Origin of the sequence: Proteus faecis (genome assembly GCF_003144395.1) — a bacterium.
Classification (GTDB): Bacteria; Pseudomonadota; Gammaproteobacteria; order Enterobacterales; family Enterobacteriaceae; genus Proteus; species Proteus faecis.
Genome location: NZ_PENZ01000051.1, coordinates 180,698 through 188,451, shown reverse-complemented (window position 1 = coordinate 188,451; position 7,754 = coordinate 180,698). Strand labels below are relative to the sequence as shown.

Sequence of the window (7,754 nt, the reverse complement as noted above, 5' to 3'; positions counted from 1 at the left end):
GCTCATCGCCGGTCAGTGGATGCGCATTATAGGGAGATCTCGGATTAGCGCAAGTGTTTATTTCAATTTTTTTTCTGTTCGCTTTTTTTTTCAACAAAATAAAGAAAAACGCTCTAAATTTATGCTGATAGCGTAAAATCCGAACAGCTTTCTCTAGCTGACTCACGTAAGATAGAAGATAAATTATGGTATAGGTAACCTTTATTATGCAATTTAGCGAACAACGTTCAGCTTCTCAAAAGAATCTTTCTTATATAGTTGCTGAAAAATTAGGTAAACAAATTCTTTCTGGTCACTATGAGCCTGAATCTTTGTTACCAGGAGAAATAGAGTTAGCAGAATTACTCTCCGTCAGCAGGACTGTTATTCGAGAAGCAATAAAAATGCTTGCAGCTAAAGGAATGCTTTTACCTCGTCCACGAATAGGTACTCGTGTTACACCAATGCAAAATTGGAATCTATTAGATAATGATCTTCTTAATTGGTGGATAGACAGTGGTGAATTTAATAAGGTCAGTCATTATTTCCATCACGTTCGTTTAGCTATTGAACCTCAGGCTTGTTATTTAGCCGCATTTAATGCAACCGAAAGCCAAAAACAGTCGCTTGTTTTATTTGGTAGAGAGATGCAGTTGCTCGATGAGAATTTTGATAGACAACATTGGCTAGATATCGATACCCAATTTCACTATCTCATTTATCAAGCTAGTGGCAATCCATTCTTTGCCTCTTTCGGCTCATTATTTCTTTCTGCTTATAAAAAGTATTTCGATCTTATTGTGGGTAATGAAACTGTTCAACCAGAAACACATAACCAAATTGTTCAGGCAATTATTGATAAGGACGGAAATAAGGCTCGTGATCTCTGTTTAATCTTATTAACAAGTGATTGAATAGTTTTAATACAAATTTTGTAGGTTTTCTGTTTATAATGAAGCGATAATCAAAATATAGAACAAAGACGGTATATGCTTCATGTTGAAATCCGCCAAAAATATGTCTGGGTTGCCTTGGATTGCTGCAATGGCTTTTTTTATGCAAGCTCTCGATGCAACTATTCTTAATACGGCATTACCAGACATAGCAAAAAGCCTTAATCATTCTCCTCTCGCTATGCAATCGGCTGTTATCAGCTATACCTTAACTGTTGCATTATTAATTCCCGTCAGTGGATGGTTAGCTGATAGATTTGGAACGCGTAAAGTTTTTATTATTGCGGTTTCTTTATTTTCAGGTGGATCTTTATTATGCGCACTTTCTCCTAACCTTGCTTTTCTTGTTATTTCACGAATTATACAAGGTATAGGTGGCGCAATGATGATGCCAGTTGCACGTCTTGCTTTATTAAGAGCTTATCCACGTAGTGAATTACTCCCCATTCTCAATTTTGTCACAATGCCTGGATTAGTAGGTCCTATAGTAGGACCTCTTTTAGGAGGGGTATTAGTTACTTATGCCTCTTGGCATTGGATATTTATTATAAATATTCCTATTGGCCTATTAGGTATTTTCTATGCCATAAAACATATGCCTAATTTCACTATGCCAAAACGTACATTTGATTTACTAGGATTTATTTTCTTTGGTTTTGGCTTAGTCATGCTTTCTGTCAGCCTTGATCTTTTTGGTGATAAAAATATCTCTAGATATATTCCTATTGCCATTATTTTAGGAGGATTTTCTTTGCTGGGTTTATACATAAATCATGCAAGACGCCACCAGCAACCACTTATCCCCCTCAATATATTTAAGACTCGAACTTTCTCTGTCGGTATTGCTGGAAATATAGCAACAAGATTAGGCACTGGTTGTATTCCTTTCTTAATGCCTCTTATGTTGCAAGTAGGGTTTGGCTACCCTGCAATTATTTCCGGTATGATGATGGCACCAATGGCTCTAGGGTCAATTTTAGCAAAATCATTTGTCACAAAGATCTTAGTGAAATTTAGCTATCGCCGAACACTCTTTGCTATCACTATTATTATTGGTTTGATGATCGCTCAGTTTTCACTTCAATCACCTAATATGTCTATTTACTATCTTGTCATTCCACTCTTTTTATTAGGAATGGTCATGTCTATACAATTTACATCAATGAATACAATTTCATTGGCTGATTTAACAGACAACAATGCTAGCTCAGGAAATAGCGTTTTAGCTGTCACCCAACAATTGGCAATTAGCTTTGGTATTGCAGTGAGTGCATCTATTTTAGGATATTTTGATACAGAAAAAGTGGGCACTACCGTTGATAACTTCCATTATACTTTTATTACTGTTGGTATCATTACATTGCTTTCTTCCTTTGTATTTTTACTCCTTGATAAACATGATGGCGATAATCTGACGAATAAAAAGAAAAAAGCCGGATAACTTTATTCCATTCAAACTAAAAAAGAGAGCATATGCTCTCTTTTTCTTTATCTATTATAAAATAGAAAAATACATTACAAAGATGAAGCTAAAAAAGCATCTACCTCATGACGCCATGGTACTGATGGCTGAGCGCCTGCTCGAGTAACAGCAATGGCAGCTGCTGCATGAGCAAATTTAATCGCTGGCATCATAGATTGTCCTTCTAATAAAGCGGTGATTAGCGCACCATTAAATGTATCGCCAGCTGCGATAGTATCAACAGCTTTCACTTTAAATGCAGGAACAATACAACCTTTATTATTTTTCTCACTCACCCAAACTCCACGGCTTCCTAATGTAATAAGTACCGTTTTAATACCTTTATGATGTAGTACATCCGCAGCTAGCTGTGCACTTTCATCATCAATCACTTTAATTCCAGTCAAATATTCAGTCTCTGTTTCGTTTGGAGTAATAATATCGACAAGTGATAATAGCTCATCAGGTAATGCTTGAGCTGGTGCAGGGTTTAATATTACTTGCACATTTTCTTGTTTAGCAATTTCAGCAGCTTTCAATACTGAATCAAGTGGAGATTCTAATTGCATTAACAGAGCATCAGCTTCTTTTATAATATTCCCATAGCGCTGAACGTAACTTGTATCTAATCGCCCATTAGCACCGGCATGAATACCAATAACATTTTCACCCTGTTGATTAACGAAAATAAGTGCAACACCCGTTGCTACATCATCAATTAATTCAATGCTATTAGTATCAATGTTATCCGTCATTAACTGAGTTTTGGCTTTCTTACCAATATCGTCATTCCCTAAACAAGCGAGAAATGAAATATTAGCACCACAACGCCCAGCAGCAACCGCCTGATTAGCACCTTTACCACCAAATACCATTTGAAATTGGTTACCTGAAATGGTTTCACCAGGAAGCGGAAAATGAGCAACATTAAGAATATGATCTGCATTAACACTACCTAAAATCACAAGTTTCTTCGCTTCCATGATTCTTCCTTACTTTCAGTAATAAATTCTAGATATATTGCATAAATGACATTCAATATTTTAAACCGATCATCTCAGCAACATTAATGAAAAAACGTGATCACCATCGAAACGTTTCGCTAGTAAAACAAAAAAGAACCAAAAATAAGCAGTAGGAAGCTGAATCGATTTTTGTTATAAACAATTTGTGTGCTAATAGAATGTTTGACTATATGTCAGCAATCCCTTTCTGATATTTTCAGAGGGATATCGAAAATAAGTACCCATTATTAGGAGTGTTTATGCAACTTGCAGAGCGGATTTCACAACTTAGCCAATATCTTGAAACTGGGCTTTATGAGCGGCAGTCAGCTATCCGTCTTTGTCTACTTGCAGCACTGAGTGGCGAGAGTGTTTTCTTACTTGGTCCTCCTGGTATTGCTAAAAGCTTAATAGCCAGAAGAATGAAAGAAGCCTTTAAAGAGGCTAAAGCTTTTGAATACCTCATGACGCGTTTTTCAACACCTGAAGAAATTTTTGGTCCTTTATCTATTCAAGCCTTAAAAGATGAAGGCAAATATCAGCGTTTGGTTGAGGGATATTTACCTGATGCTGAAGTTGTCTTTCTCGATGAGATATGGAAAGCCGGACCCGCTATTCTTAATACGTTATTAACGGCAATTAATGAACGCAAATTTAGAAATGGAGAAGCTGAAGTCGCTATTCCAATGCGTTTATTAGTATCTGCCTCTAATGAGCTACCTGATCCGGACAGTAGCCTTGAAGCACTATATGACCGAATGCTTATTCGTATTTGGTTAACAAAAGTTCAGGATAAGAAAAACTTTCGTGCATTACTTATTAATAAAGAGGTTGGCTCTTTTGATATTCCTGAACATATCAAAATTACTGCAGAAGAGTTCCTAGGTTGGCAATCCGAATTAGAAAAGATCACTTTAGATGACCATTTATTCGATTTGATTTATCAACTTCGTGAGTCTTTAGATAAAAGTGATGCTGCACCTTATGTTTCAGATAGACGTTGGAAAAAAGCGGTACGCCTTTTACAAGCCAGTGCTTTTTTTAATGGTCGTAGCACTATTTCACCATTAGATCTTATTTTATTAAAAGATTGCCTGTGGCATGACCAAGCATCATTTGCATTGTTAGATACGTTATTACAAAACCTTTTAACAGAACAAGCCTACCACCAGCTAGAGTTGATTAGAAAAATAGAAAGTTTATGGGCTGAATGGATGCAATCGACAAGAAGTAAACAAGAGCAACAGGCTTTTCGTTTTGAAAAACAAAGTGGAATGTTTGGAAGAAACATACATTTTAGCCTATCAGATAAAATGCAATCTGATAAATTCACCTTGTTTTTACATATCCCTCTACATATCCACAGTATTCAAGTTAACTTTATTACTCTTGAGAAAAAAGCATTAGAGAACTTTTTGGCTAAAGGGGATGAGTTATTAGCACGTTTAAATGGTATTGGTTTCCCACAATCAATTAACGCACAAATACGCCAAGATGGCGTACTAGAAATATTGGATGTAAGTCGTCGAACAACATCTCTTTATCAGCAAAAAGAGACTGTACCAACGACACCTATTGAAGATAACCAAGAGTGGCAAGATAGATTAAAAGATCTAACTCAAGAAATTTATAGTGAACAAGAAAAATTTAATCATCATCAACCAAATTTATTTATTGATAATGATTGGCTTATATCCATTGAGCAAAGTTTTGTTCAACTTAATGAAAAATTATCGCAATTAAAAAGCCAAATAAAGTGATGATATTATGCTGACACTTTCAACATTAGATATGCTTTTAGCCATAAATGAAGGGCAGCTTATTGAGGAAGTTATTATTGCTATACTTGCATCACCTCAGTTAGCGGTATTTTTTGAAAAGCATCCAAGACTCAAAAAAGCCTTACTGAAAGATATCCACCAATGGAAAAAGAGCTTACAACAAAGAGTAAAAGAGACATTAGTGCCTACAATGATTGCTGATGAATTTGCCCTTTATCAACAAACTCAGTCATTAGGTAACGCTATATTTAATCAGCGAGTAGAGCAAATACTGGCTGAATTAAGCAAGCTAGACTCCGCTTTTACTGAAGAAGCATCACAATTGCTTAAAGCCAATAAAGCTTTTTCACCTGCTCAACAAGCTTTATTTATGCAACACTGGCGAGTAAGTTTAATTTTCCAAGTCACTGCATTACACAAAGCCCTATTTGACCAAGAACAAGAACAACTCCTTGCAGAACTCCAGGAACGTTTAGCGCTAAGTGGAAGCTTAAGTAATACATTCTCAGAAAATGAACGTGCAGCAGGACGCTTATGGGATATGAGTAAAGGCGTTTTAACAAAAACACCTTACGATGAGAAAATAATTCAACGTTATAGCGACTTTCTCGATCAACAACCCGAATTACATAAACTTGCAAGTTTGCTCGGTCGTAGCAAAACAGCTAAATCACTTCCTGAAGAGAGTGTTATTTTTGAACCTGTAACTATTGTTGAAAAAGCACCAGATACCACACCAGAGCAAGTTAATGGAATAGGACTCAGTGATGATATCTTACGTTTACTTCCCGCAGAACTCGCCTTATTAGGTATAAATGAAATCGAATATGAGTTTTATCGAAAACTGGTGGAGAAACAGCTTAATACCTATCGATTACAAGGCGATAATTGGCAAGAGCGGACGGTGTTACGCCCAGTAACTCATCATCATGATGAAGAAAGACCAAGAGGGCCTTTTATTGTATGTATTGATACATCAGGTTCGATGGGGGGATTTAATGAACAGTGTGCTAAAGCCTTTGGATTAGCATTGATGAAAATAGCGTTAGCTGATAATCGTTCATGTCATGTTATGTTATTTTCTACTGAAACGGTACATTATCAATTGTCATCATCTAATGGTCTGCAAGAACTTATTAAGTTTTTGAATCAGTCATTTAGAGGAGGCACAGACTTAAGTGCTTGTTTAGATAATGTCGCAGAAAAACTAAATAGCCCAGCATGGAAAGATGCTGATGCTGTTGTTATTTCTGACTTTGTCGCCCAAAGGTTACCCGAAAACCTAATCAACAAAATCAAAAAAAGCCAACAGCAACAGCACAATCGCTTCCATGCGGTTACCCTATCCAATTACGGTAAACCCAGCATCATGAAGATCTTTGACCATATATGGCGTTTTGATACTGGATTAAAAAGTCGTTTACTTCGACGCTGGCGCCAATAATTACAGCATATCGACGAAAGCTAAGCGGGTATCTTTTTCCCATACACCGCATTGTACTTGTCCAATGTGCTCTTTTTGTAGCAGTAACATCACTAAACGAGATTGACCAATACCACCACCAATAGTTTGTGGCATATCACCATGCATTAATGCTTTATGCCAATCCAACTCAAGGCGCTTAGTATCATCAGTTAATGTTAACTGACGCATTAATGTTTCAGGATCGACGCGGATACCCATTGATGACAATTCAAATGCATCTTGTAAAACAGGGTTCCAGACAATAATGTCACCGTTTAAACCTTCAAATCCATCTTCGTTTGGTGTTGTCCAGTCATCATAGTCTGGCGCTCTTACATCATGGGCTTCACCACTTGATAATTTGCCACCAATACCAATTAAGAAAACAGCACCATATTCTTTAGCAATCGCTTTTTCACGGCCTTTAGCATCAAGGTCCGGATAACGACGCAGTAACTCTTCAGTGTGGATAAATTGAATTTGATCTGGCAGGAACGGTACCAGACCAAATTCTTCGCTGACGGCTTTTTCAGTTTCTTTTATTGCCTGATAAATTTTACCCACTGTCTGCTTAAGATAAGGAACGGTACGATCCTTAACTTCCATCACTTTTTCCCAGTCCCACTGATCAACATAAACTGAGTGGATCTGAGTTAAGCGATCTTCGTCTGGTCGCAAAGCTTTCATATGAGTATAAAGCCCCTGACCAGAACTAAATCCAAAACGACCTAATGTTTTACGTTTCCATTTAGCTAATGAATGAACAACCTCAAAAGTAGAATCTGGTAAAGATTTGACTTTAACTTGTACTGCCTTCTCATGACCAGATAAGTTATCTTGAGTTCCATCACCAAGGCGACTTAAGATTGGTCCTTGAACTTCAATCAGTCCTAATTCTTTTTCCAGCAGTCGTGAAAAATAAGATTTAACAAAGCTAATTTGCTGTTGAGTCTGGATGAATGATTTTTCCATTTTTTGTATCCCTTGTGGTGATGTCGTATTTGCTGATATAGATTAAGCAACAAAATGGGTACTAAATTCAATATACTTCATTAAAAATAGCCTTGCTTGTTTTAAATCGTTAAAAATAACGCTATAAAAATGTATTAT

6 protein-coding genes are annotated in these 7,754 nt (G+C 36.6%); 4 read left to right on the top strand and 2 right to left on the bottom strand.

Going from position 1 to position 7,754, the window contains the following annotated elements:
- Nucleotides 1–206: 206 nt before the first annotated feature.
- Nucleotides 207–893 carry a FadR/GntR family transcriptional regulator gene (locus DK858_RS17980; RefSeq protein ID WP_109394539.1) on the top strand — a complete coding sequence of 229 codons (687 nt, stop codon included), beginning with the start codon at nucleotides 207–209 and terminating at the stop codon, nucleotides 891–893.
- Nucleotides 894–975: 82 nt separating this feature from the next.
- Nucleotides 976–2,373, top strand: coding sequence for a multidrug transporter subunit MdtD (gene mdtD / locus DK858_RS17975; protein WP_109398571.1), 1,398 nt, complete (start codon nucleotides 976–978; stop codon nucleotides 2,371–2,373).
- Between the two features lie 74 nt (nucleotides 2,374–2,447).
- On the opposite strand, the gene rbsK is transcribed toward mdtD, so the two are convergent.
- A complete protein-coding gene (gene rbsK, locus DK858_RS17970) occupies nucleotides 2,448–3,377 on the bottom strand; it encodes a ribokinase (protein WP_109398570.1) in 930 nt (309 codons plus the stop codon).
- A gap of 281 nt (nucleotides 3,378–3,658) precedes the next feature.
- Here rbsK and ravA point away from each other — a divergent pair, with 281 nt between their 5' ends.
- Both ravA and viaA read left to right on the top strand, forming a co-directional pair.
- Nucleotides 3,659–5,158 (top strand): ATPase RavA, encoded by a 1,500-nt coding sequence (gene ravA / locus DK858_RS17965; RefSeq protein WP_109398569.1) that lies wholly within the window; start codon nucleotides 3,659–3,661, stop codon nucleotides 5,156–5,158.
- A 7-nt stretch (nucleotides 5,159–5,165) separates the two neighbouring features.
- Complete coding sequence (viaA, locus tag DK858_RS17960; protein ID WP_109398568.1) at nucleotides 5,166–6,623, top strand: ATPase RavA stimulator ViaA; 1,458 nt, start codon at nucleotides 5,166–5,168, stop codon at nucleotides 6,621–6,623.
- On the opposite strand, the gene asnA is transcribed toward viaA, so the two are convergent.
- Nucleotides 6,624–7,616 (bottom strand): aspartate--ammonia ligase, encoded by a 993-nt coding sequence (gene asnA, locus DK858_RS17955; RefSeq protein ID WP_109398567.1) that lies wholly within the window; start codon nucleotides 7,614–7,616, stop codon nucleotides 6,624–6,626.
- Nucleotides 7,617–7,754: the final 138 nt, after the last annotated feature.